A 21293-nucleotide genomic window follows, 5' to 3' on the forward strand; every position below is an offset into this window, starting at 1 on the left:
GGCTTGTGACAGAACGATCACACTCGCCGGGGGGCCAGCCCCTGGAGCAGTGCCGTCATGAGGCGGTCGACGAGGTCGTCGGGGAGGGGGGCCTCCGGGCGGTGGACGGTACGGACCAGCACCGGGCCGACGAAGAGGTCGTCGATCAGCTCCACGTCGAGGTCGTCGCGCAGTTCCCCGGCGGCGACGGCCCGGCGTACCGCCGCCAGCATCGCGGCGCGCCGGGGGGCGATGACCGTGCCGAAGTACTCGTCCCAGAGCTTCGGGTGGCTCTTCATCTGGGCGAAGATGTTGTGCAGCAGGGCCGAGGAGCGCTGGGCGAGGCCCCGGGTGCGCAGTGACTCCAGCATGATGCGCACGTCGGCGAGGCCCTCGGTGCCGGAGACCGGCGGGTCGACGGGTTCCATGTCCCGTACGACGTCGACGAACAGCTCCTCCTTGCCGGACCAGCGGCGGTAGATGGTGGCCTTGCCGACGCCCGCCGTACGGGCGATGCGTTCGATGGAGAGGCCGGCCAGGGGTTCGCCCGCCTCCAGGAGGGCGATGACGGCGTCCAGGATCGCCCGTTCGGCCGCGGCGCTGCGGGGGCGGCCGCGGCGGGGTTCCTGGTCGTCGGGGGGCGGGGCGCACCCGGGTCCCGGCGGAGCCGGGGCGTACACGGGCCGCTCACCGTCCCGCCGGTCCCCCCGCGTCCCGCCCTGTCCGCCGTCCTGGTCCCGCACCTGAAGCCGCCTCTCGCCGTGCCCTCGTACGACCGTCGCCGTACGACCGTCGCGCCCGCCCCGATTCTCGCCGACCGGGGCGGGGCGGGGGGCCGGGGCCCGGCCCGGCGGCCGTCCGCCGGGTGCCGGGCAGCCGTCCCGGCGCTGCCCGGCGGCCGTCCCCCAGCCGTCCCCCAGCCGTCCCCCAGCCGTTCCTCAGCCGCTCGTCAGCTGCCCGCCGGCTCCTTCGCCGGTCGGGAGGCGGCGGCGTGCGAAGGGTCCTGCGCGGACTCCTCCGGGGCTGTCGGGGCCGCCGGGGGCCGGCCCGGCAGGTAGCGGGCGACGACGGCCGCGCCGATCAGGGCGACGGCCGCCGAGCCGAGCGCGGTCACGTGCATGGCCCCGATGAAGGCGTCGTGGGCAGCGGTCACCAGAGGCTTTCCGGCCACCGGGCCGAGCCGCTCGGCGACCCCGAGCGTGGCCTCGATGGACTCCCCCGCCACCGCCCTGGCCCCGGCCGGGACCGCGCCGAGGTGGCCCTCGATGTCACCCCGGTAGACGGTGGAGAGCACCGAGCCGAGCACCGCGATCCCGAGCGCCCCGCCGACCTGGCGGAAGGTGTTGTTGATGGCCGAACCGGAACCGGCCTTCTCGCGCGGCAGCGCCTGCATCACGGCCACGGTGACGGGCGGCATGATGTGCGCCATCCCGGTGCCCAGGACGAAGAAGACGAGGCACAGCACCCACACCGGCGTACCGGCGTCGAACAGGGCGAACGAGGCGAGGCCCGCCGCGACCAGCAGCATGCCGACCGTGCAGACCGCGCGGGCGCCGAAGCGGTCCACGACCAGCCGGGCCCGGGGCGCGAAGATCATCTGTGCGGCGGCGAGCGGAACGATCAGCAGGCCCGACTGGAGGGCGCTGTAGCCGCGCACGCTCTGGAGGTAGAAGGCGGAGAAGAACGTCACGCCCATGAGCGCGAAGAAGACCAGCGCTATCGCGGCGACGGCGGCGGAGAACGCGGGCTTCCGGAAGTACGTGACGTCCATCGCGGGGTGGCTGCTGCGCTTCTCGTGCCAGACGAATCCGGCCAGCACCAGCACGCCGCCGGCGATGGAGAGCAGCACGGTGGTGTCGGTGAAGTCGGCCAGCTCGCCGCCCCGGATGATCCCGTACACCAGCAGGACCAGGCCGACGATGGAGAGCGCGACGCCGACCGGGTCGACCTTGCCGGGCTTCGGGTCGCGGGAGTCCGGGACCAGGACCGCCATGGCGACGAGGGCGATCACCACCACGGGGACGTTCACCAGGAAGATCGAGCCCCACCAGAAGTGCTCCAGGAGCAGTCCGCCGGTGATCGGGCCGATCGCGATGCCGAGGCCGACGCTGCCGGCCCAGATGCCGATGGCCTTGGGCTGTTCGTCGCGCTCGAAGACGTTCATCAGGACGGCGAGCGTGGCGGGCATCACGAAGGCCGCGCCGAAGCCCATCAGGGCGCGCCAGGTGATGAGTTCGCCGGGCGAGGAGGACAGCGCGGCCAGGGCGGAGCCGATGCCGAAGACCAGGATGCCGAAGAGGAGCACCTTCTTGCGGCCGATGCGGTCGCCGAGCAGTCCGGCGGTGAAGAGGAGTCCGGCGAAGACGAGCGTGTAGGAGTTGATCGCCCACTCCAGCTCGCTCTGGGTGGCGCCGATGCCGGTGGGCGCGGGGCTGGCGATCGTCTTGACCGCGACGTTCAGGATCGAGTTGTCCAGCACCACGATGAGCAGGCTGAACATGAGGACGGCGAGGATCCACCAGCGGCGGCGGTGGATCGCCTCGGGTATGCGGGACTCGGCGGACGCGGAGGCCCCGGGTGCGGACGGCGTGGCCGGCCCGGTGGCTCCGGGCGCGGCAGGGGGACGTGACGGTTCAGGCATGGGGCGAGCCTAACTCCGTTTCGATACGAGACCGTCTCGTATTGTTAAAGCTTTCCCCAACGGCGGCCGACCTGGCGGGGTCGCGCGGGCCCACTTCCCGTTTGCCCCGGCGGGATGCCACCATGGAAGAGATCCGGGGACGCCGTCAGGGCGCCTCGAGATGACGAAGGAGTCCACCAGCCATGTCGCTTTCGGCTGCACAGAATCCGTCTGCACAGAACGCCTCCTCCCCCGCGGGTGCCTCCCCCGACAGCAGCAAGGTCGGCAACGGCAAGGCCCTGTACGGAGGGAAGTCCTCCCGCCGCGTCACCGTCCACGACATCGCCGCCGCCACCGAGCGCGGCGAGAAGTGGCCCATACTCACCGCCTACGACGCGATGACCGCCTCCGTCTTCGACGAGGCCGGTATCCCGGTGATGCTCGTCGGGGACTCCATGGGCAACTGCCACCTCGGCTACGAGACCACCGTGCCCGTCACCATGGACGAGATGGCCGTGCTCGCCGCCGCCGTCGTACGGGGCACCAAGCGCGCCCTCGTCGTGGCGGACCTGCCCTTCGGCTCGTACCAGGAAGGCCCCGTCCAGGCGCTGCGCAACGCCACCCGGCTGGTCAAGGACGCGGGCGTCGGCGCGGTCAAGCTGGAGGGCGGCGAGCGCTCCCACGAGCAGATCCGGCTGCTGGTCGAGGCGGGCATCCCGGTCATGGGCCACATCGGCCTGACCCCGCAGTCGGTCAACGCCATGGGCTACCGGGTGCAGGGCCGCGGCGACGAGGCGGCGCACCGGCTGATGCGCGACGCCAAGGCGGTCCAGGACGCGGGCGCGTTCGCCGTCGTGCTGGAGCTGGTCCCCGAGGAGCTGGCCGCCGAGGTCACCCGTGCGCTGCACATCCCGACCGTCGGCATCGGTGCCGGTGCCGGGACCGACGCGCAGGTGCTCGTCTACACGGACATGGTCGGGCTGACCGGCGGCAAGGTGCCGCGCTTCACCAAGCAGTACGCGAACATGCGCCAGGTGCTCGGGGACGCGGCGAAGGAGTTCGCCGAGGAGGTCGTGGGCGGCACGTTCCCCGCGCCGGAGCACACCTTCCACTGACCCGCCGGGCCGCCGCCGGTCCGTGACGGCTCCGTCCGCCGGCCACCACCCACCGACCATTTCCCGCACCACCGACAGCCCGCCGACATCCCCCATCGGCGGGCTGTCGCACACCCGGAACGCGCATCGGAACACGTGTCGGAACGCGTGCCGGAGCCGTATCGGAACGTGTGCCGACGCCGTGCCGGAGCCCGCACCGGAGCCGCGCCCCGGGGCCGTCGGCCGGATGTAGGCGGGCTGTCGGCGGGCTGTCGGTCGGCGCTGGTCCCATGGTGGACATGGAACGCATCGACACGAACCCCAGGAGCGGCACGAACGCCGTCGAGGTACGGGGGCTGGTCAAGCACTACGGCGAGACCAAGGCACTGGACGGCGTGGACCTCGACGTCCGCGAAGGCACCGTCCTCGGGGTGCTCGGCCCCAACGGAGCGGGCAAGACCACCCTCGTACGCTGTCTCTCCACGCTGATCACCCCCGACGCCGGACGCGCCGTCGTCGCGGGCTTCGACGTGGTGAGGCAGCCGCGCGAGCTGCGCCGCAGGATCGGCCTGACCGGGCAGTACGCCTCGGTCGACGAGAAGCTCTCCGGCTGGGAGAACCTCTACATGATCGGGCGGCTGCTCGATCTCCCCCGCAAGCAGGCGCGGGCCCGGGCGGACGAGCTGCTGGAACGGTTCTCCCTCACCGACGCCGCCAAGCGCGCCTCCATGGAGTACAGCGGTGGCATGCGCCGCCGGCTCGACCTGGCCGCCTCGATGATCGGCAGCCCGTCCGTGCTCTACCTGGACGAGCCGACGACCGGGCTCGACCCCCGGACCCGTAACGAGGTGTGGGACGAGGTGCAGCGGATGGTCGCCGAGGGCGCGACCGTCCTGCTGACCACGCAGTACATGGAGGAGGCCGAGCAGCTCGCCAAGGAGCTGACGGTCATCGACAAGGGGAGGATCATCGCCCGGGGCGGGGTCGACGAGCTGAAGGCCAAGGTCGGCGGCCGGACCCTGCACATCCGGCCCTCGGACCCGGCGGAGCTGCCCGCGATGGCCCAGGCGATCCGGGAGGCCGGGCTCGACGGCGTCGCCGGGGCGCAGGCCGTGCCGGACGAGGGACTGCTCTACGTCCCCATCCTCAGCGACGAGCAGCTGACCGCCGTCATCGGCCTGCTGGGCGTACGGGGGTTCTCCCTGGCCCATGTCTCCACCGCCCTGCCCAGCCTGGACGAGGTGTTCCTCGCGATCACCGGCGACAAGGCCTCCACCTTCTCCGACGCCGCTCCCCAGGAGGTCGCCGCATGAGCACCACCACCACGACCCTGCCCCCCGCACCCGCCGGGGCAGCGGGCCCCGCACCGTCGAAGGCGGCGGTGGCCGAGGAGGGCCGGATCGGGCTGCGGGCCAACCTGCGCCACATCGGGGCCCTCGCCCGGCGCAACCTGCTCCAGATCAAGAAGGACCCGGAGTCGATGTTCGACGTCCTTCTGATGCCGATCGTCTTCATCGTGCTCTTCGTGTACGTCTTCGGCGGCTCGGTCGGCGCCAGCCTCGGCGGGAACCGGCACGACTACGTGAACTACCTGGTGCCCGGACTGATGGCGATGATGGGCATGAACATCGCCATGGCCGTCGGCACCGGCGTCAACGACGACTTCCGCAAGGGGGTCATGGACCGGTTCCGGACGATGCCGATCGCCCGGTCCTCGGTGCTCATCGCCAAGATCGTGGTCGAGCTGGGCCGGCTGATGATCGCCACGGCCATCCTGCTCGGCATGGGGTTCGCCCTCGGCATGGAGCTGAACGGCTCGGTGTTCGGGCTCCTCGGAGCGGTCGCGCTGGCCGCCACGTTCGGCGCCGCCATCATGTGGATCTTCATCCTGCTCGGGCTGACCATGAAGACGGCCCAGGCGGTCCAGGGGACGGCGATGCTCGTGCTGATGCCGTTGCAGTTCGGCTCCTCGATCTTCGCCCCGACCCAGACCATGCCCGGCTGGCTCCAGGCGTTCACCGACTACAACCCGCTCTCCAACCTCGCGGACGCGGCACGGGCGCTGATGCAGGGCGGCCCGGTCGGCGACTCGGTCTGGTGGACGCTCGCCTGGGCCGCCGGGATCACGGTGGTGATGGCGCCCCTGGCGGTGGCCAAGTTCCGCAAGAAGGCCTGACCCCCGGACGGGAACGCCGAAGGCCCCGGGCTCCGTCACTCCGCCGGGCGCGGCGGGCGGGCCCCGGGGCGGGGGCGGGACGGCGGCGGGGACGGGTCCCGCCGGTACGTCTCCGCCAGGGCGGTGGCCTCCTCGACCGTGAGGCCCCCGCCCTCCTCGTACGCCGCCGCGTACTCGGCCTGCCCGATCCGGGCGCGTACGGCCTCCTCGGCCTCGCTGAGGCCCTGGCTCTCCAGTACGGTCGGCACATGCCCGGCCGGCAGCAGGGCGGCCTGCAGGCCGAGCAGCCGGGCGGCGTCCACCGGGGCGCCGGGAGCGTCCAGTCCGGCGAGGGCGCGGGCGATGGTCATCAGCTGCGTGGACGCCATCTGCGGGGCCATCATCCGCGAGAGCCGGTCCTGCGCGTGCCCCAGCGCCGCCAGCCCGCCGGCGAGCGCGGAGTCGTGGTCGCCCACCATGTTGTCCAGCCAGGCCAGCACCCCGAGCACGAACCCGTCGAAGACCCCGACCGAACGGGAGCTGAACCCCTCGCGCAACCGGACGATCTCCTCCCGTGCCTCGGCCGGCCGGCCCGTGCGGCCGTACAGAAAACCCAGGTGCAGCCGGGCGGTCGGCGTCGCGTCGTGCCCCGCGAACGCGCCGCCGTCCACCACGTCGCGGAGGATGGCCTCGGCCTCCTCGAAGCGGTCCAGCTCGATGAGCGCCCCCGCGTACCGCGCGCGCAACACCGCCACCTGGGAGCGGGCCCCGAGCGCCCGCGCGTAGTCGACCGCGGCCAGGTAGTCGGCGGCGGCCTCGGCGAACCGGCCCTTGCGCTCGTTGGCCTCACCCCGGGAGGAGAGCGACTCGGCGGCACCCCAGTCGTCGCCGAGCCGGGCGAAGATCTCCAGGCTCTCGTCCGCGTCGGCCAGCGCCTCGCCCGCCCAGTCGGGGCGGTTGGCCAGGATCTTGGCGCGGACCTCCAGGGCGGCACCCAGCTCCCACTCGTAGCCGTACTCGCGGGAGGCCCGGACCGTCTCGTCCATGACGTCCCGCATCCCCTCGGCGTCGCCGGTGAGCAGGACCGCGAACATCCAGAGCGAACCGGGCGTACGGCAGGTCTGCGGCTGTCCGGGCCGGTAGGTGCGGGCAATGATCCGCATGCGCTCCTGGCCCGCCGGGGTCAGCCACTCGTCCATCGCGTGGTCCACGGTCACCAGCTGGATCAGCCCGGCCCCGCGGCGCGCCTCCTCGACCTGCTCCGGCTCCCAGGGCGGCGGCCGGTCGGTGGTCCGCTCCAGCAGGGCGGGTGCGCGGACACCGGGCGGGGCGAACGGGTCGGGGCCGAGCGCGGCCACCGCGCCGGACCACTGGCGGGCATCGGCGTTGAGGTCACGCATCATCCAGTACCAGGAGAGCGAGAGCACCAGGCAGAGCCCCTCCTGCTCGTCCCGGGCGGCGACGGCGTGGCGGAGCGCGGTGCGCAGGTTCTCGTACTCTCGGCGGAACAGCTCGATGGCCCCGCGCTGCCCCGCGCCGCGCAGCTTCGGTCCGGTGGTGCGGGCCAGCTCCCGGTAGTGGACGAGGTGGCGCCGCTCGACGGCGTCCCGCTCCCCCGCCTCCGCCAGCCGCTCGGCCGCGTACTCCCCGACGGTCTCCAGCAGCCGGTAGCGCATCTCCGCGTCCTCGCCGGGCGCGGCGACGACCAGCGACTTGTCGACCAGGGAGCCGAGCAGGGCGGCCACGTCGAGGGAGTCGACGGCGACCCCGTCGGCCGGGGTCGGCAGGGCGCAGACCTCCTCGGCGGCGGCGAGGGAGCAGCCGCCCGCGAAGACGGCGAGGCGGCGCAGGACAGCGCGTTCGGCCCCGTCCAGCAGCTCCCAGGACCAGTCGACGACCGCGCGCAGGGTCTGCTGGCGGGGCAGCAGGGTCCGGCTGCCGTTGGTGAGGAGGCGGAAACGGTCGTCCAGCCGGTCCGCGATCTGGCGGGGGGTGAGCATCCGCAGCCGGGCTGCGGCCAGTTCGATGGCGAGCGGCAGTCCGTCGAGCCGGCGGCAGATCTCGGCGCAGGCGGCGGCGGTCTCCTCGTCCGCGTCGGTACGGAAGCCGGGCCGGGCGGCCGACCCGCGCTCGGCGAGGAGGCGCAGCGCCATCGGGTCGGGCAGCGGCTCGACGGGGCGGACGAACTCGCCCGGCACACCGAGGGGTTCGCGGCTGGTCGCGAGGACGGTGAGCTGCGGGCAGTGGGCGAGGAGGTGGTCGGTGAGGGCTGCGGCGGCCTCGACGACGTGTTCGCAGTTGTCCAGCAGGAGGAGCATGCGGCGCCGGGAGCAGTACTCGGTGAGCCGTACGAGAGGGTCGCCGGTGCTGTGCTCGGACAGGGCCCGCAACTCCTCGGCGCCCGCCCCGCGGAGCACGGTCTCGCGGGCGCCGAGCGCGCCGAGTACGGCCTCGGGCACGGCGTCCGGGTCGTCCACGGGGGCCAGCTCCACCAGCCAGACCCCGTCGGGCCAGTCCCCCGCGACGGTCTCCGCCGTCTCCTGGGACAGCCGCGTCTTGCCCGCCCCGCCGGGGCCGAGCAGGGTGACGAGCCGGGTCCGGGTGAGGTCCTCGCGCAGGGCGGCCATGTCCGGGTCCCGCCCGACGAAACTGGTGAGCCGGGCGCGGAGGTTGCCGGGGGCGGGCGGGGCCGGGGCCGGAGGGCTCGCGGGGGCGGGGTGTCGCGGGGGTGCGGCCGGGGGCGTGGACGCGGGTGTGGGTGGGGGTGTCCCGTCGGCCCCCGGGGCGGGCTGCGGGGAGGCTCCCGGCGCGGGAGCGGTCGTGGCAAGGGGCGTGTCGGCGGGCGGAGCCGGTGACGTGCCGACGGGCGCGGCGGAGCCGGGCTCCCGGCCGGGCTCCCGACCGCGATCGCTTCCGTACGCGGCGGGCACGGGCCCGGGCGCCTCACGGCGGGGGTCTCCGTACGCGGCCGGGACGGGACCGGGTTCCTGGTGGAGGAGTTCTCCGTACAGACCGCGCAGTTCGGGGCCCGGGTCGGTGCCCAGGCGTTCGGAGAGTACGGCGCGGACCTCCTCGTACGCCGCCAGCGCCTCGGCCGTGCGTCCCGCGTCCCGCAGGGCCCTGATGCGCAGGGCCTGGAGCGGTTCGTCGAGCGGGTGGGCGGCGCAGAGGGCGGCCAGCTCCCACAGCGCGTCGTCCGCCCGCCCGAGGAGCCGCATCGCCTCCAGGCGGGCCCGCCGGGCGCCGAGCCTGCGGGACTCCTGCCGGGTGGCGGGCACCGCGCGGTCGGGCAGGTCGGCGAGGGGCGGACCGGCCCAGAGGGCGAGCGCCTCGTCCAGGAGGGTGAGGGCCTTGCCCGCGTCGCCCTGCTCCAGGGCCCGGCTCCCCTCCCCCGCCAGCCGCTCGAACCGGTGCAGGTCCACCGCGTCCGCCCCGGCGGCCAGCCGGTAGCCGCCCTCCACCGACTCGACGGCGCTCCGGCCCAGGGCCCGCCTCAGCCGCCCGACCAGGGCCTGGAGCGCGCCGGGCGCGTCGGCGGGCGGGTCGCCGTCCCACACCTCGTCCACGAGGACCCCGGCCGGCACGGTCCGGCCGGGGTGCAGCGCGAGGACGGTGAGCAGCGCGCGCAGCCGCGCCCCGCCGAGGGGGACGGCCGTACCGTCGTCGCGGAGTGCCCGGGTGGTGCCGAGGATGCAGTAGCGCACGGGCCCATTGTCCGCGACGGGCACGGTCACGGTGTTGACCGGGTGGAACTCCCGGCCGGGTCGTCGTCGTTCCCGCCATGTCGGCGTACGTGTCGGCGTACGTGTCGGCGTACGTGTCGGCGTACGTGTCGGCGTACGTGTCGGCGTACGTGTCGGCGTACGTGTCGGCGTACGTGTCGGCGTACGTGTCGGCGTACGTGTCGGCGTATGTGTCGGCGGTACGTACGATGTCGCCGCCGTTCCCCCCAGCCCCAGGAGTCGTGTGCCGATGACCACCACCGCAGCCACCCGCGGGGACCGGCGGATCAGCCCGGTCTTCCTCGGGATCGCCGCCGTCACCGCCGTGGCGGGCTGGGCCGTGTGGACGGGGTTCGCCGGAGCCACCGGTTTCGCCGTCTTCCTCTTCGTCACCGGGGCCTGGATCGTCTCGCTCTGCCTGCACGAGTACGCCCACGCCCGCACCGCCCTGCACAGCGGGGACCTCTCGGTGGGGGCGAAGGGCTATCTGACGCTCAACCCGCTGAAGTACACGCACGCGCTGCTCAGCATCGTGCTGCCGGTCCTCTTCGTGGTCATGGGCGGCATCGGGCTCCCCGGCGGGGCGGTCTTCATCGAGCGGGCCCGCATCCACGGCCGCTGGAAGCACAGCCTGATCTCGGCGGCGGGCCCGCTGACGAACGTGGCGTTCGCGATCGTCTGCACGGCCCCCTTCTGGCTGGACGCGCTCGACGGGGTGCCGCTCGCCTTCCAGTACGCGCTGGCGTTCCTGGCGATGCTCCAGGTGACGGCGGCGATCCTGAACTCCCTGCCGATCCCGGGGCTCGACGGCTACGGGGTGATCGAGCCCTGGCTGTCGTACCGGATCCGCCGCCAGGTGGAGCCGTTCGCGCCGTTCGGGCTCATCGCCGTGTTCGCGATGCTGTGGATCCCCGGGGTGAACGTCGCCTTCTTCGACGGGATCGACGCCCTGCTGGGCGTGCTGGGCGTCGACGACGTGCAGCGGTACTGCGGCTACGACCTCTACCGCTTCTGGCGGGCGTTCTTCGGCGAGCAGAACCCGGGCTGCACGGTGGGGTGAGCCCGGGGCCGCTCCTCTACTGCTGCGGGGCCGCCGCCACCGGCCCCGCCGTACGGGCCTCGCGCTGCCGCTTCCCGCGGAGGGCGGCGGCGAGGATCGCCACGGCCACCCCGCCGAACGCCCAGGCGCCGAGGACCCACAGGGCGCCGGCGGTGGCGTTGCCGTCGAAGTAGACGGTGTTGCGCACCACGGTGGTCCCGGCCCCCGGCGGCAGGGCCTGGCCGATCGCGGCCCAGAACGGGGGCAGCAGCGAGGACGGGTAGACCCCGCCGGAGCTGGGGTTGCCCAGCACGGTGAAGATCAGGATGGTCAGGCCGAGGCCGATCGTGCCCGCCACCGACTGGAGGGCGACGCCCACCGCACCGGAGGCGAACACCACCAGGGTCCCGATCCCGGCCAGCTCCCAGAAGGCGCCCGGCAGGCAGTCCAGCACCGGGCCCACGATGAGCGCGCCGCCGATGCCCGAGACGAAGGCGTACGGGAGCATCGCGGCGAGCCGGACCAGGGTGCGGCGGAGGGTGGGCTTCTTGGAGCCGGCCGCCATGTTCAGGGCCGAGGCGGCGAGGTAGCCGCCGATGGTCCAGCTGAGGACGAGGTAGAAGGACGACAGCCCCCGTGAGTCGCCCGCCGAAGGGGCGCGGAGGTCGCGGACGACGATCGTGCGCTGCTCGGCGCGGGCGACCTCCTGGAGGATCTCCGCGGCCGCCGTGGTCGCCGACGGACCGCCCGCCGAGGCGACGAGCAGGGTGTCGGTGCGGCTCGCCGGGTCCACGAGGAGGGCGGCGTCGGTGCGCCGGTCCAGCAGCCGCGCCCGTGCCTCGGCGCGGTTGGCGACCGGGGTGACCTGGAGGGGGTCGCCGGGGAGGGCGTCGAGCCGGGCCACCAGTTGCTGTTCGACGGCGGGCGGGGCGACCAGCGTGATCGGGACCTTGTGCGGCTTGGGCGCGTGGAAGGCGCCCATGTAGGAGAGCGCGAAGCCCAGTTGCAGCAGGAGCACCCCGAGCATGACGAGCGCGGACCGGGTGGAGACGGCGTCGCGCACCTCCCCCAGGAAGCCCTGGCTTCCGTCGCCCGCCGCCCGTACGGTCGATCCGCTCCCGGCCCCGTATCCGTCGTCCCTCGCGTCTGCCACGCGGTCCTCCCTCGTCGTCCGCGCCACGGCCGTGGCGAGGCCGTCACATGGTCGGCCCCGGGCGGCGCCGGGTCTCCGGGACGCGCCCGTGAGGGTGGCCCCTCGACCCGAACGGCGGAGGGAAGGGGTACGGCGGGGAGGGTCAGCCCGCGTCGGCGGAGGACTCCATGCGCTGCTTGCGGATGTAGTACCAGGCCATGTTCGACGAGAGCCCCGCGATCAGCACCCAGACGATCCCGAGCAGGCTGCCCTGGACGAAGGCGACCACGGCCGCCACCACGGCGAGGACGCAGACGGCGAGGGCGTAGAGAGCGAGGCGGGGCATGGCGGTGGGCTCCTGTCGGTGAACGGTCGGAAGGGCCGGGAGGACCGGGAGGGCCGGGACCCCGTGGCCCCGAGCCGACCCGTCCAGTGTCCCCCATGCCCCGTTGTGCCCCGCCTCGGGCTCCGGGCCGCGCGCCCGGGGGCGGCAGACGTCGTTCCGGGCCGCATGCCCAGGGGCCCGCGGAGGTCGTTCCGGGCCGCACGCCCCGGGGCCCGCAGACGTCGTTCCGGGCAACACGCCCGGGGGGCGGCTCAGACGTCGTTCCGGGCAACACGCCCGGGGGGCGGCTCAGACGTCGTTCCGGACCGCACGCCCGGGGGCGGCTCAGACGTCGGTGGTACGGAGTCCGGCGTGGGCCTTGTAGCGGCGGTTGACCGAGATCAGGTTCGCGACCAGGGACTCGACCTGATGGGCGTTGCGCAGCCGCCCGGCGAAGATGCCGCGCATCCCGGGGATGCGGCCCGCCAGCGCCTGCACAATGTCCGTGTCGGCCCGCGCCTCGCCCAGGACCAGGACGTCGGTGTCGATCTCCTCGATCGACTCGTCCTGGAGCAGCACCGCCGAGAGGTGGTGGAAGGCGGCGGTCACCCGGGAGTCCGGCAGCAGGGCGGCGGCCTGCTCGGCGGCGCTGCCCTCCTCCGGCTTGAGGGCGTAGGCGCCCTTCTTGTCGAAGCCGAGCGGGTTGACGCAGTCGATGACGAGCTTGCCCGCCAGCTCCTCGCGCAGGGACTCCAGGGTCTTGGCGTGGCCGTCCCACGGCACGGCGACGATCACGATGTCGCTGCGCCGGGCGCACTCGGCGTTGTCGGTCCCCTCGACGCCGTGGCCGAGCTCGGCGGCCGCCTCGGCGGCGCGTCCGGCGTCCCGGGAGCCAAGGGTGACCCGCTGTCCGGCGCGGGCGAGCCGGTAGGCGAGGCCGCGGCCCTGGGGGCCGGTCCCGCCGAGTACGCCGACGCTCAGACCGGAGACGTCGGGGAGGTCCCAGGGGTCCTTGGCGGGGGGCTTGGGCGCGCTGCCGCTGCTGTCCTGTGTAGTCATGGGCCGACCCTACTTCCAGGTAGTGAACCGTGGGGCGGGCTCGGGCGGACCGGGGTGACCGGGGGCGGCCGGGCATGCCGCCCCGAGCGGTCGGCGGACGTACCGGGGCCCGGGGGCGAGCCGCCCGGGGACGTAACGAGTGGCCCGGGGGGCGTGCGACTCGGGAACGTGCCGGGCGGCCCGGGGGGGGCGAGCGACTCGGGGACGCACCAGGTGGTCCGCAGGCCAGCGACTCGGGAACGTACCGGGCGGTCCGGGGCCAGGAAGGTCCCGGGCGGACCGGGCGGTCCGGGGCCCAGGAAAGTACCGGGCGACCCGGGCGAACCGGGCGGTCCGGAAATCGGTTTGCCCGAAGTGGTCCGCTGTACCGATCATGGCCCCTCGTGACCGACGAAGCTCCCCCCGCCCCTCCCTCGGGCCCTCCCGCCGCCGCCCCTCCCGCGTCCCGGCTCCGCGCCCTGCTGCCGGATCTCGCGCCGTGGCGGTCCTCGCGCGACTTCCGGCTGCTGTGGATCCAGGGGCTGATCACGTACTTCGGCAGCTTCATGGCGCTCATCGCGCTGCCGCTCCAGATCAAGCACCTCACCGGCTCGCCGCTCGCGGTCGGGGCGATGGGGGCGGTGGAGCTGGTGCCGCTGGTGGTCTTCGGGCTGTACGGCGGGGCGCTCGCGGACTCCGTGGACCGGCGCCGGGTCATCCTGCTCACCGAGGCCGGGCTCGGCGTGCTCGCCGCGATCCTGCTGGTCAACGCGTTGCTGCCGGAGCCGCTGCTGTGGCCGCTGTACGTGGTGGCGGGCGGGGTCGCCGCGCTGGCCGGGCTCCAGCGGCCCGCGCTGGACTCTCTGATGGCCCGGATCGTGCCGCACGCCCAGCAGACGGCGGCGGCCGCCCTGAACTCGCTGCGCTGGCAGATCGGGGCCATCGCGGGTCCGGCGCTGGCCGGTCTGGTGGTGGCGTACGCCGGTCACGGCACGGCGTACGCGGTGACGGTGTGCACGTTCGCCGCCTCCGTCCTGCTCTGTCTGCGGCTCTCCCCCGCACCGCCCGCCCGGGACGCGGCCAGGCCGTCGCTGCGCGGGATCGTGGAGGGGGCCCGGTACGCCTGGAGCCGGCCGGTGCTGCTGGGGACGTACGCGATCGACCTGGCGGCGATGTTCTTCGCCTTCCCGAACACGATCTTCCCGTTCCTGGCGGACGAACTGGACGCGGAGTGGTCGCTGGGGCTGATGTACGCGGCGGGCTCGGTGGGCTCGCTGACACTCGGGCTGACCAGCGGCTGGACGTCCCGGGTGCGGCGGCACGGGCTGTTCGTGGTGTTCGGGGCGGCGGTGTGGGGGCTGGCCATCGCGGCGGCGGGCTGGTTCTCCAGCGTGTGGGTGGTGCTGGTCTGCCTGGGGGTGGCCGGGGCCGGCGACATGCTGAGCGGGCTGGGGCGCTCGACCATCTGGAACCAGACCATCCCGGAGGAGCTGCGCGGGCGGCTGGCGGGCATCGAGGTGCTCTCGTACAGCGTGGGCCCGCAGCTGGGGCAGGTGCGGGCCGGGGCGATGGCGGGGTGGACCGGGACCCGGTCGGCGATCTGGACGGGCGGGGTGGCGTGCGTGGCGTCGGTGGCACTGCTGACGGCGGCCCTGCCGAAGCTGGTGCGGTACGACTCGGAGACGGACGAGGACGCGGTGCGGAGGCGGGAGGCGCGGGTGGAGGGGTGACCCGGGCCCGGCCGGGCGGCCGGGCTCCCGGGGCTCCGCCCCCGTACCCCGCTCCTCAAGCGCCGGAGGGGCTGAAAGATGTCCTCAATCGCCGGACGGGCTTGGGGGTACGGCCTCAATCACCGGACGGGCTGGAGGGTACGGCCTCAATCACCGGACGGGCTCGATCGGTCGTCGCCCTTGTCCTCGTCGTGCCACTTGGGGTCCGTGTCCCACTCCAGGTTGCGTTCGCGGGCCGTGTCCATGGCGTGCTGGGCGGCCTCACGGGAGGGGTAGGGACCGAACCGGTTCTGGGCGGGGCACTCCGGGCCCTCCTCGACCTTCTTGTGCTGGAGGCAGTAGTACCATTCGCCCGGTTTGCCGACCGTGCGCTTCTTGAACAGGGCCATCGACAGCTCCTTTCCTTATCGCCATGGTGCCCCGGGGCCGCTGGTTAGACTCGCTGGCATGTCTGGCCAGTCGCTTCTCGTACCAGGGGAGATCACTCCCGTCCGTTCCGTACCCGGAAACATCCGGCGCCCCGAGTACGTGGGCAAGCCGGCCCCGACGCCGTACACCGGCCCGGAGATCCAGGACGCCGACACCATCGAGCGGATGCGGATCGCCGGCCGCATCGCCGCGCAGGCGATGGAGGAGGCCGCCAAGCACATCGCCCCGGGCGTCACCACGGACGAGCTGGACCGGGTCGCCCACGAGTTCATGATCGACCACGGCGCGTACCCCTCCACCCTCGGCTACCGGGGCTTCCCGAAGTCGCTGTGCAGCTCGCTCAACGAGGTCATCTGCCACGGAATCCCCGACTCCACCGTGCTGCGCGACGGGGACATCGTGAACCTCGACGTCACCGCGTACATCAACGGGGTGCACGGCGACAACAACGCCACCTACCTCTGCGGTGACGTGGACGAGGAGTCCCGGCTGCTCGTCGAGCGCACCCGGGAGTCGCTGAACCGGGCCATCAAGGCGGTCAGGCCCGGGCGGCAGATCAACGTCATCGGCCGGGTCATCGAGTCGTACGCCAAGCGGTTCGGCTACGGCGTCGTGCGCGACTTCACCGGGCACGGGATCAACTCGTCGTTCCACTCCGGCCTGATCATCCCGCACTACGACAGCCCGCACGCCACCACCGTGATGCAGCCCGGCATGACGTTCACCATCGAGCCGATGCTGACGCTGGGCACCCACGAGTACGACATGTGGGAGGACGGCTGGACCGTGGTGACGAAGGACCGGAAGCGGACCGCGCAGTTCGAGCACACGCTCGTCGTCACGGAGACCGGGGCGGAGATCCTCACCCTGCCGTAATCGGGGCAAAACGCGCACAAGGGTGTCACCCCTGGATTTGTCGCGTATTTTTTTACCGACAAGCAGTCGGGAACCAGTTGACTTAGGTAAACCTAAGTAGGAGGATCGGGCTACCGGCACGCACCGCCGCAACGTCGCGGCGGTCGCCTGCCGATATTTCCGTCTGTTTCTGGACTTCCCGTCCCCTCGGCCCCGGAGGCCCGCCTTGGACGCAACCGCCACCGTCACTCCCTTCTCGACGCTCATCCGCACCGCGTCGCACGAACAGCACACCGAGGCCGAGACCTCGACCTTCATGGGTGACCTGCTCGGCGGGCGACTGGGCGTCGACGCGTACACGCGCTACACCGAGCAGCTGTGGTTCGTCTACCGGGCGCTGGAGGAGGGCGCGGAGGCCCTGCGGAACGACCCGGTCGCGGGCCCCTTCATACAGTCCGAGCTGATGCGCTCCACCGAGCTGGAGCGCGACCTCGCCCACCTGCGCGGGGCGGACTGGCGCGAGGGCCTGGAGCCGCTGCCCGCCACCGCCGCGTACGCCGCCCGGGTCACCGAGTGCGCCCGCACCTGGCCCGCCGGGTACATCGCGCACCACTACACCCGCTACCTCGGCGACCTCTCGGGCGGCCAGATCATCCGCGACAAGGCGGAGAAGACCTGGGGCTTCGAGCGCAAGGGCGACGGCGTGCGGTTCTACGTCTTCGAGGAGATCGGCAACCCCGCCGCCTTCAAGCGGAACTACCGCGAGCTGCTGGACGCGGTGAACGCGGACGACCTGGAGAAGCAGCGGATCATCGAGGAGTGCAAGCGCGCGTTCGCGCTGAACACCGCGGTCTTCCGGGAGCTGGGCGAGGTGTTCCCGCTCAGCGCGTAGTGACGGTCATTTCGCTTGCGGCCGCCCGGGGTTCAGCCCGGGCGGCCATCAGGACGCGGCCCCCCACCTCCACCGTGCCGTCCGGCGCGGGAGCTGTGAGGATCTGGGAGCCGCGTCCTTGTGCGATGTTCAGGGCCCGGCCGAGATGTGCGCTCAGCAGCATGGCCGCGGCTCCGGTCGCCTCGTCCTCGGCGGTGTCCCCGGTGCACGCCCCCGCTCCACCGGAGCGGCTGTCGCCGCGCTCATCGACGTGCCTCGGGAAGGCCCGCGCGCGGACCCGCCCCGCCGCCTCGTCCTCCCAGGCCCAGGCGTAGAGCCGGCCCTCCCCGGGCGGCGGCGCCGGCAGCGCCGCCACCTCCTCCGCCGTCGCGTACTGCTGGAGCGTGCGCGGCGGGGCCCACTCGGGGCGGGCGGTGATCCAGGTGAACTCCCCGTCCTGGCGGGCGAAGACGTCTCCCACGGCCAGCTCCAGGACCTCCAGGTCCAGCAGCCAGGCGGCGCCGACGAGCGGACGCCCGGCGAACGGCAGCCGCCGCCCGGGGGCGTGGATGTCCACCCGGCCGCGCTCCGGGTCGTCGACGAACACGGTTTCGCTGAAGCCCAGTTGCCGGGTCAGCCGCTGCCGGGACGCCTCGTCGGGGTGGCCGCGTCCGTCGCGTACGACACCGAGGGCGTTGCCGTGGCGTCCGTCGGGTCCGCAGAACACCCGCAGGACGTCGATGCCCCGGGGTACGTCGTAGTGGTTCACGTGCGCATTCAAGCATCACCCGGGGGTGGGGCGGGCGTTGAGGGGAGCCGGGGGCGACGGCCGCAGGGCCGTACCGGTGGAGCGTGCTGCCGGTACGGCCCTGCGGGTGGTGCGGGTGCTTCGGGAGGTGCTGGGTGATCAGGCGGTGGCGTCGACGGCGTTGCGGCGGCGGCGCGCGGCGATCATGACACCGGCACCGGCCGCCACGACCAGGCCGGAGGCGCCGATGAGGAGACCGGTGGGGACGTCCGAGCCGGTGGAGGCCAGGGCGCCGGAGCCGCCCACCGAACCGCCCGCGGTGGAACCGCCGGTGGTCGAACCGCCGACCGTGCCGCCGCCGGTGGTGGAGCCGCCCGCGGAACCGCCCGCGGAACCGGAGCCGCCGGTGGACTCGCCGGCCTCGCAGGCGATGCCGTCACCGTCGCGGTCGAGGTGGGCCGCGTAACCCGGGTCGCCCTTCTTGATGGGCGTCACGCCGGCCGCCTCGGCCTCGGCGCAGTTCTCGTACTCCGTCGAACCGCCCGGAGGCAGCGTCGCGCCCTTGTCGAGGGAGACGGCGGCGGTCAGGGCGTCCAGCTCGTCACCCTTCTTGTACATGTTGCTGAACGCCTTGGAGCCGTCCTCGGTCAGGGTCGCCGGGATCGCCTTGAGGTTCACGACGCCCTCCTTCGCGACCAGGGCGCCCGCGGGCACCTTCAGGTCGGCGAAGGCCAGGCCGGTGAAGGTGTTGACCTTGCCGGAGGCCATGTCCTTGGTGGAGACGTCGGCGACGAGCCTGCCCGTCGTGCCCTGGACGTCGACCTTCAGGTTGCTGAGGGAGAGGTCGAGCTTGTAGTCGCCCGCGGTCTCGTGGCCGAGGAAGCGCACCTTGCCCTTGAACTGGGCGTTGAGGCTGTTCTTCTCGGCGTCGAGGTGACCCGTCGCCTTGGTGAAGCGGTAGCCGTCGGCGTTGGCGGTGGCGCCGTCGGCCGTCTCGACCTTGCCGTGCGCGATCGGGCCGACGACGTACGAGCGGAAGCTCTTCTTGACGCCCCAGTCGAGGGTGCCGTCGACGACCGGGCCGCTGGTCGGCTTGGCGGTCTCGGTGGGCTTCGGGTCGACCGGGGGCGTGACCGGCGGGGTCACGGGGGGTGTGACCGGCGGGGTCACGGGCGGCGTCACCGGCGGGGTGGGCGGGGGCGTGGTGGGCGGCGTGGTCGGGGTGGCCGGCTTGACCGTCAGGGTGGCGGGGTCGATGACATCGCCCTCCTTGTAGGCGGAGCCGAAGACCGCGGCGCCCTCCTTGGTGAAGGTGGCGGGGATGTCCGCGAACGTCATGCCGGCGGCGCCGTTCCCGGGCGCGACGTCGGTGAGGTCCAGCTTGGCCATCTCCAGGTCGTCGCTGACGACCGCGTCCTTGCCCGGCGACTTGGTGGTGACATCGACGGTGATCTTGCCGCTCTTGCCGGCGGTGACGACCTTGAAGTCGGCCAGCTTGATGTCGAGGACGCCGCCGTGGGCCTCGAAGTGGACGCTGCCCTTGAAGCCGGTCGTCACGCTGTGGGTGCCGAGGTCGTACTCACCCTGCTCCAGGGGGAACTTGTACGTGCCGTTCTCGTTCTTGGTGGCACCGTCCGCGAGGGTGGCCGTACCGCCCATGCGGTCGATCATCCCTCGGAAGCCCGCCCGGATACCCCAGTCCAGGGTGCCCGACTCCAGCTTGATCGTCTGCGGGGCCTCGGCCGCGGGCTTGGCGGGGGCGCTGTCCGCGAAGGCCGGGAGGGCGAAGGTGGCGCCCAGGGCCGCGGCCGTGGCGACGGCCGCAGCGAGGGCTATGGGGCGGCGAGTTGCTGCCATGTCGGTGGTTCTCCTAATGGAACGGGGGGAGGAAGGGAGGCGTGGGGGGCGGGGATGAGGAACCGTAAGGCGCTCATGGGGGGCGTCAGGAGGTCTGGGGGGCGTCGGAGCCCGGGGTGGCGGAGTCGGTACCGGCGGCCTTGCGGCGGCGCAGCGCGAAGAACGTTCCGGCCGCGGCGAGCAGCAGCACCCCGCCGCCGATCGCGGCGTACGTCCCGGCGCCCGGCCCCGAGTCGGAGGCGGCGGCGACCGGTTCGGCGGAGGGCTCGGCCGAGGGCTTCGCGCTGGGCTCGGCGGCGGCCGTGGGCTCGCTGCCGAGGTCGGGCAGCGGCGGCAGCTGGGCCTTGTCGTCGACGGTGACCGCGAGCGAGACGGGGTCCATCTCGGTGCCCGCCTTGTACATCGAGTTGAACGCCTTGGAGCCGTCCTCGGTGAGGGTGGCGGGCGCCTCGGTCAGGACCGCGAGGCCCTTCTCGGGCGCGAAGTCCTTGGCCTCGAAGGTGATGAGCGGGACGTTCTTGCGGGTCGTTCCCGCGGTCGTGACATCCGCGGAGAGGGTGCCCTCGCCCTTGGCCACGGCGACCTTGACGGCGGAGAACTTCAGGTCGAGGTCGTGGGCGCCGGTGAAGTGGAGGCTACCGCCGAAGCCGGCGTCGAGCGTCTGCTTCTTCGCGTCGTACGTGCCCTTGCCCTGCGGGAAGCGGAAGAGGGCCCCGCCGTCCTGGGCGCCGTCGGCCAGCGTCCACTTGCCCTGGCCGATGGAGCCGGTGACGTACTCGCGGAAGGTGCGGCGGACGCCCCAGTCGACGGCGGCGTCCTCGAGGCGGCCCGCCTTCTCCTTCTCGGCCGTCTTCTCGGCCTCGTCCTCGGCCTCCTTCTCCTCGTCCTTCTTCGCGTCCTCGTCCTTCTTCTCGGACGGGGCGGGCTTCGGCTCGGCCGGGGCCTTGGTGTCGACGGAGAGGCTGATCGGGTCGAGCGGCGTACCGGCGGTGTAGTAGCCGGCGAAGGCGCCGGCGCCCTGGGCGGTCAGCGTCGCGGGGACGTTGCTGAGGGCGATGGGCGTGGAGCCGCCCTTCATGTTGATCCCGCCGAGACCGAGGGTGGCCAGCGGCACCTGGGAGCGGTTGGAGACCTTGCCGGTCCCCCGCTCCTTGCTGACCATGTCGGCGAAGAGCGTGCCGCTGCCGCCGCTGATCCTGACGGTGGGGCGGCTGATGACGAGGTCCAGCTCGTTGGTGCCGTCGGCCTTCTTGTGGCCGGTGAAGTGCACCCCTCCGGAGAAGGCCGAGCTGAAGGCGCCGGTCGCCGGGTCGTAGGAGCCGCTGGCGGAGTGGAAGCGGAACTGGCTGCCGCCGACCGTGGCGGCGCCGCCGGTCAGGCTCCAACTGCCCTGGGCGATGGGGCCGGTGACGTAGCTCTGGAAGGAGGACTTGATGCCCCAGTCGAGCCGTCCGCCCTGCACCGTGCGGCTGGCCGCTTGCGCGGTGGTGGCGGGGAGCATCGCTCCCAGCAGCACCGCGAGGAGCGCGACGGCGAGCGCGCGGGCGGATCTGGACGGCAGCATGAGGGACCCCTCCGAGGGCTGGATGTGCAGGTAAGGCTAACCTAAGGTATTCCAAGCCCCTGCCGGAACCCCTCCGGCACCTCCACACTCCCGCCACATTCGCCACACACGCACCACCCGGAACCACCTGCTCCA

At 73.2% G+C, this 21293-nt stretch carries 17 protein-coding genes; 7 read left to right on the top strand and 10 right to left on the bottom strand.

Translation table 11 applies throughout. The annotated features are described in order from the left end of the window. Positions 1 to 17 precede the first annotated feature (17 nt). Together ACQ9ZG_RS08010 and ACQ9ZG_RS08015 are read right to left on the bottom strand one after the other, a co-directional pair. Complete coding sequence (locus ACQ9ZG_RS08010) at positions 18 to 722, bottom strand: TetR/AcrR family transcriptional regulator (protein ID WP_084995977.1); 705 nt, start codon at positions 720 to 722, stop codon at positions 18 to 20. A 206-nt stretch (positions 723 to 928) separates the two neighbouring features. After that, the gene (locus tag ACQ9ZG_RS08015; RefSeq protein ID WP_499280180.1) at positions 929 to 2620 is read right to left on the bottom strand and encodes an MFS transporter; all 1692 of its coding nucleotides are present in this window, start codon (positions 2618 to 2620) and stop codon (positions 929 to 931) included. Positions 2621 to 2802: 182 nt separating this feature from the next. Between ACQ9ZG_RS08015 and panB the strand changes: the two genes are divergently transcribed. The 3 genes from panB (at position 2803) to ACQ9ZG_RS08030 (ending at position 5869) form a co-directional block, all read left to right on the top strand. Beyond that, on the top strand, positions 2803 to 3714 hold the full coding sequence (gene panB, locus ACQ9ZG_RS08020; protein ID WP_109916403.1) for a 3-methyl-2-oxobutanoate hydroxymethyltransferase: 912 nt from the start codon (positions 2803 to 2805) through the stop codon (positions 3712 to 3714). A gap of 269 nt (positions 3715 to 3983) precedes the next feature. Continuing rightward, positions 3984 to 5006: an ATP-binding cassette domain-containing protein gene (locus ACQ9ZG_RS08025; RefSeq protein WP_109916402.1), complete on the top strand. Its 1023-nt coding sequence runs from the start codon at positions 3984 to 3986 to the stop codon at positions 5004 to 5006. Then, entirely contained in the window at positions 5003 to 5869 is an 867-nt protein-coding gene (locus ACQ9ZG_RS08030; RefSeq protein ID WP_018486803.1) for an ABC transporter permease, read from the top strand. Before ACQ9ZG_RS08025 ends, ACQ9ZG_RS08030 begins: the two co-directional genes overlap by 4 nt. A gap of 35 nt (positions 5870 to 5904) precedes the next feature. Here the strand turns inward: ACQ9ZG_RS08030 and ACQ9ZG_RS08035 are convergent, their stop codons facing one another. Next, on the bottom strand, positions 5905 to 9552 hold the full coding sequence (locus tag ACQ9ZG_RS08035) for an AfsR/SARP family transcriptional regulator (protein ID WP_499280181.1): 3648 nt from the start codon (positions 9550 to 9552) through the stop codon (positions 5905 to 5907). 268 nt (positions 9553 to 9820) lie between these two features. Between ACQ9ZG_RS08035 and ACQ9ZG_RS08040 the strand changes: the two genes are divergently transcribed. Next, complete coding sequence (locus ACQ9ZG_RS08040) at positions 9821 to 10630, top strand: site-2 protease family protein (RefSeq protein WP_109916998.1); 810 nt, start codon at positions 9821 to 9823, stop codon at positions 10628 to 10630. Positions 10631 to 10646: 16 nt separating this feature from the next. Here ACQ9ZG_RS08040 and ACQ9ZG_RS08045 read toward each other — a convergent pair whose 3' ends face one another. From ACQ9ZG_RS08045 to npdG, 3 genes are all read right to left on the bottom strand, one after another. Beyond that, positions 10647 to 11762, bottom strand: coding sequence for a membrane protein (locus tag ACQ9ZG_RS08045; protein WP_028415496.1), 1116 nt, complete (start codon positions 11760 to 11762; stop codon positions 10647 to 10649). Between the two features lie 142 nt (positions 11763 to 11904). After that, positions 11905 to 12087, bottom strand: coding sequence for a hypothetical protein (locus ACQ9ZG_RS08050; RefSeq protein WP_028415495.1), 183 nt, complete (start codon positions 12085 to 12087; stop codon positions 11905 to 11907). Between the two features lie 324 nt (positions 12088 to 12411). Then, a complete protein-coding gene (gene npdG / locus ACQ9ZG_RS08055; RefSeq protein ID WP_018486808.1) occupies positions 12412 to 13125 on the bottom strand; it encodes an NADPH-dependent F420 reductase in 714 nt (237 codons plus the stop codon). 383 nt (positions 13126 to 13508) lie between these two features. Here npdG and ACQ9ZG_RS08060 point away from each other — a divergent pair, with 383 nt between their 5' ends. Further along, a complete protein-coding gene (locus ACQ9ZG_RS08060) occupies positions 13509 to 14834 on the top strand; it encodes an MFS transporter (RefSeq protein WP_375138333.1) in 1326 nt (441 codons plus the stop codon). A 146-nt stretch (positions 14835 to 14980) separates the two neighbouring features. Here ACQ9ZG_RS08060 and ACQ9ZG_RS08065 read toward each other — a convergent pair whose 3' ends face one another. After that, complete coding sequence (locus ACQ9ZG_RS08065; RefSeq protein ID WP_018486810.1) at positions 14981 to 15223, bottom strand: hypothetical protein; 243 nt, start codon at positions 15221 to 15223, stop codon at positions 14981 to 14983. Positions 15224 to 15281: 58 nt separating this feature from the next. Between ACQ9ZG_RS08065 and map the strand changes: the two genes are divergently transcribed. Together map and ACQ9ZG_RS08075 are read left to right on the top strand one after the other, a co-directional pair. Further along, a complete protein-coding gene (map, locus tag ACQ9ZG_RS08070; protein WP_028415493.1) occupies positions 15282 to 16139 on the top strand; it encodes a type I methionyl aminopeptidase in 858 nt (285 codons plus the stop codon). A 205-nt stretch (positions 16140 to 16344) separates the two neighbouring features. Next, positions 16345 to 17010: a biliverdin-producing heme oxygenase gene (locus ACQ9ZG_RS08075; RefSeq protein WP_018486812.1), complete on the top strand. Its 666-nt coding sequence runs from the start codon at positions 16345 to 16347 to the stop codon at positions 17008 to 17010. Here the strand turns inward: ACQ9ZG_RS08075 and ACQ9ZG_RS08080 are convergent. From ACQ9ZG_RS08080 to ACQ9ZG_RS08090, 3 genes are all read right to left on the bottom strand, one after another. Next, positions 17000 to 17758 carry a PhzF family phenazine biosynthesis protein gene (locus ACQ9ZG_RS08080; RefSeq protein WP_109916321.1) on the bottom strand — a complete coding sequence of 253 codons (759 nt, stop codon included), beginning with the start codon at positions 17756 to 17758 and terminating at the stop codon, positions 17000 to 17002. The two genes, ACQ9ZG_RS08075 and ACQ9ZG_RS08080, sit on opposite strands and share 11 nt — an antisense overlap. 138 nt (positions 17759 to 17896) lie before the next feature. Beyond that, the gene (locus ACQ9ZG_RS08085) at positions 17897 to 19594 is read right to left on the bottom strand and encodes an HtaA domain-containing protein (protein ID WP_499280182.1); all 1698 of its coding nucleotides are present in this window, start codon (positions 19592 to 19594) and stop codon (positions 17897 to 17899) included. An 85-nt stretch (positions 19595 to 19679) separates the two neighbouring features. Then, positions 19680 to 21158, bottom strand: coding sequence for an HtaA domain-containing protein (locus tag ACQ9ZG_RS08090; RefSeq protein ID WP_499280184.1), 1479 nt, complete (start codon positions 21156 to 21158; stop codon positions 19680 to 19682). Positions 21159 to 21293: the final 135 nt, after the last annotated feature.

The sequence above is a fragment of the Streptomyces araujoniae genome (assembly GCF_050871195.1).
Taxonomy (GTDB): Bacteria; Actinomycetota; Actinomycetes; order Streptomycetales; family Streptomycetaceae; genus Streptomyces; species Streptomyces bacillaris.

What these genes read in the sequence shown, in the direction of transcription:
- ACQ9ZG_RS08015 (WP_499280180.1), bottom strand. Translation starts at nt 2,620, where the DNA reads ATGCCTGAACCGTCACGTCCCCCTGCCGCGCCCGGAGCCACCGGGCCG.
- panB (WP_109916403.1), top strand. Translation starts at nt 2,803, where the DNA reads ATGTCGCTTTCGGCTGCACAGAATCCGTCTGCACAGAACGCCTCCTCC.
- ACQ9ZG_RS08025 (WP_109916402.1), top strand. Translation starts at nt 3,984, where the DNA reads ATGGTGGACATGGAACGCATCGACACGAACCCCAGGAGCGGCACGAAC.
- ACQ9ZG_RS08030 (WP_018486803.1), top strand. Translation starts at nt 5,003, where the DNA reads ATGAGCACCACCACCACGACCCTGCCCCCCGCACCCGCCGGGGCAGCG.
- ACQ9ZG_RS08040 (WP_109916998.1), top strand. Translation starts at nt 9,821, where the DNA reads ATGACCACCACCGCAGCCACCCGCGGGGACCGGCGGATCAGCCCGGTC.
- ACQ9ZG_RS08050 (WP_028415495.1), bottom strand. Translation starts at nt 12,087, where the DNA reads ATGCCCCGCCTCGCTCTCTACGCCCTCGCCGTCTGCGTCCTCGCCGTG.
- npdG (WP_018486808.1), bottom strand. Translation starts at nt 13,125, where the DNA reads ATGACTACACAGGACAGCAGCGGCAGCGCGCCCAAGCCCCCCGCCAAG.
- ACQ9ZG_RS08065 (WP_018486810.1), bottom strand. Translation starts at nt 15,223, where the DNA reads ATGGCCCTGTTCAAGAAGCGCACGGTCGGCAAACCGGGCGAATGGTAC.
- map (WP_028415493.1), top strand. Translation starts at nt 15,282, where the DNA reads ATGTCTGGCCAGTCGCTTCTCGTACCAGGGGAGATCACTCCCGTCCGT.
- ACQ9ZG_RS08085 (WP_499280182.1), bottom strand. Translation starts at nt 19,594, where the DNA reads ATGGCAGCAACTCGCCGCCCCATAGCCCTCGCTGCGGCCGTCGCCACG.
- ACQ9ZG_RS08090 (WP_499280184.1), bottom strand. Translation starts at nt 21,158, where the DNA reads ATGCTGCCGTCCAGATCCGCCCGCGCGCTCGCCGTCGCGCTCCTCGCG.